General features: G+C 69.3%; 3 protein-coding genes and 1 pseudogene. 3 read left to right on the forward strand and 1 reads right to left on the reverse strand.

The features are described from left to right. Positions 1 to 287: amidohydrolase family protein (locus tag Q1V87_RS02050; RefSeq protein ID WP_300590637.1), on the forward strand; the 287-nt coding region annotated here is incomplete at its 5' end. A gap of 25 nt (positions 288 to 312) precedes the next feature. Here Q1V87_RS02050 and Q1V87_RS02055 read toward each other — a convergent pair. Further along, positions 313 to 645 (reverse strand): TraR/DksA C4-type zinc finger protein, encoded by a 333-nt coding sequence (locus Q1V87_RS02055; RefSeq protein WP_300590638.1) that lies wholly within the window; start codon positions 643 to 645, stop codon positions 313 to 315. A 110-nt stretch (positions 646 to 755) separates the two neighbouring features. On the opposite strand from Q1V87_RS02055, the gene Q1V87_RS02060 reads away from it, so the two are divergent. Together Q1V87_RS02060 and Q1V87_RS02065 are read left to right on the forward strand one after the other, a co-directional pair. Next, the gene (locus Q1V87_RS02060) at positions 756 to 1,931 is read left to right on the forward strand and encodes an XdhC family protein (protein ID WP_300590639.1); all 1,176 of its coding nucleotides are present in this window, start codon (positions 756 to 758) and stop codon (positions 1,929 to 1,931) included. Positions 1,932 to 2,110: 179 nt separating this feature from the next. After that, positions 2,111 to 2,434: pseudogene (locus tag Q1V87_RS02065) on the forward strand (twin-arginine translocation pathway signal protein); the annotation flags it as partial.

Below are 2,434 nucleotides of genomic sequence, written 5' to 3' on the forward strand. Positions count from 1 at the left end.
GCGGCGCCGAGATTCTGGGCGTTGCCGACCGCGTCGGCAGTCTCGAGGTCGGCAAGTTCGCCGACTTCGTCGTCGTCGACCCCCGCACTCCGGATGTCGGCCCGCTGTGGCACCCCGTGCGCACGTACGTGCTCTCGATGAGCCTGCGCAACCTCCGCCAGGTCTACGTCGGTGGAGTGCTCGCGAGCGAGAACGGCGTGTCGACGAACCCGCTCGCCGCCGAGGCGTCAGCCCGCATCCACGCTGACCTGCCGGCGCGCGCTGCGACGTTCGGCCATCCGCGCTAAGCCGCTCACGCCCGAGTGACCAGCGCTATGCCGAGGCACACGGGACGCACATCGTCGCCGTCGGCATGACCTCCAGCCGCGCCGCCGGAATCGGCTGCCCGCACCGGATGCAGCTGCCGTATGTGCCCGCGTCCACGCGCTCCAGCGCATCGATCACCGCTGCGCGGTCGCGCACCGCCGCGTCCCGGAGTGCCTCCACGCGCTGCCACTCGCCCGAGAGCGTTGACCCCTCCGGGTCGTGCTCGTCGTCGGCTGTCGCGTCAGCGCGGTCGGCGCGCAAGGACGCGGCATCTGCGTCGAGCCGCGCGAGCTGATCATCCACGGCGCGCAGGCGCTCGGTCAGCAGGGTGCGGTTCACGCCCCGAGGCTACGCCGCGCCACCGACGTTCGGCCCGGCGTTCGGCCTGACGCGGCTGTCGCAATCTCGAAGAAACACCCGGATGATAGGCAGGAGTCCGGGAGGTGAGCATGCGAGAGATCCTCGATTCGGCTGCGGCCTGGGTCGCCGAGGAGCGTCAGTTCGGGCTCGCGGTGCTCGTGTCGGCACAGGCGAGCTCGCCGCGCGAACTCGGTGCCGCGATGATCGTGGATGCCGATGGCGTCGTCTTCGGCAACGTCTCGGCAGGCTGCGTCGACGGCGACGTGCACGACCTATGTGTCCAGGCGATCGAGACTGGCGAGTCCACCCGCGTCCGCTATGGCATCTCTGACGAGACCGCGTTCGAGGCGGGCCTGAGCTGCGGCGGCGTCATCGACGTCCTGGTGCTCCCCGTTCTTCCTGGCACGCCGGCAGCTGCGGCGATCACCGACCTTCACGCCGCCATCCTGCGGCGCGAGCCGTGCGCGCTAGGCATCTTCACGGCCGGACCCGGCACCGGTGAGCTTCTGCTTGCCCGCGAGAGCGTGGATGCCGCCGCAGTGACCGATCCCGGCATCCGTCGCGCTCTCGTCGCCGACCTCGCGCGCCTTCGCACAGATGACCACGCCCTCACCCTGCGGTATGGAACTGACGTCGACCCGCTCGAGGTGCTCGGCGTCCCGTTCCCGCATGCACCACGCCTGATCATCATCGGGGCTGTCGAGTTCTCCGTCGCCCTCAGCAGGCTGGGCGCGGCATCCGGATTCGAGGTCACTGTCTGTGACCCGCGGGACGCGTTCGCTGCCCCCGCGCGCTTTCCCGACGCGCACGAGGTCGTGCACGAATGGCCTCGCGACTACCTCGCGCGCACTCCGATCGATGCGCGTACGGCGATCTGCGTCCTCACCCACGACCCGCGGTTCGACGTGCCCGCGCTGTCGGTAGCGCTGTGCAGCCCCGCCGGGTATGTCGGCGCGATGGGCAGTCGCCGCACGCACGACGACCGCGCTCGCCGTCTGCGCGAGGCCGGGGTGACGGATGCCGAGGCCGAACGCCTGCGCTCCCCGATCGGCCTCGCACTCGGAGGTCGCACCCCTGAGGAGACCGCGCTGTCGATCCTGGCCGAGATCGTGATGGTGCGCTCGGGTGGACGCGGTGAAGCTCTGCGGGACGCGACCGGGCCAGTGCATCCCGCACTGTCAACACCCGACGTGCCGAGGTCACAGCCGGGCGCGGAAGAGGGCATCGCCTGCGCACCCGGCGCCGGTACCGTCGTGCCTCGCTGAGCGCGCTGCCTGCATCACGCAGCTGTTCGCCGCTTCCGCGCATTCGGTAACGCGGACGAAACAGTCCGGCGAGTGTTCATGAAATCTACATCTCGTACGGTCGGACTCGACGACCCGACGAGTCCCGTAGTCGTGCGTCACCGAGTGTCCCATTCATCCGCAATCAGGAGACGCAGCACATGACATCTCTTTCCTCCCGAATCGTGCGCCGGTCAGCCATGGCCGTCGCAGCCGTCGCCGTGTCGGCGCTCGCATTGAGCGCTTGCGCCAGCGGTGGCGAGTCCACCCCGGCTGAATCCAGCAGCGGCGACGCTGCGGAAGGCTTCGGCACCCTTGCCGTTCAGCTCAGCTGGATCAAGAACGAAGAGTTCGCCGGCGACTTCTTCGCCATGGAGAACGGCTACTACACCGATGCAGGCTTCGACGAGGTCACCCTCACGCCTGGTCCTTCGACCGGTGCCGCCGAGCTCATCTCGGGCACGGCTGACGTTGCATTCTCCGAC

It is taken from the genome of Microbacterium sp. (genome assembly GCF_030149085.1).
GTDB lineage: Bacteria > Actinomycetota > Actinomycetes > Actinomycetales > Microbacteriaceae > Microbacterium.

Bases quoted from the DNA above. Each gene is read 5' to 3' on its own strand.
- Q1V87_RS02060 (WP_300590639.1), top strand. From the start codon at position 756: ATGCGAGAGATCCTCGATTCGGCTGCGGCCTGGGTCGCCGAGGAGCGT.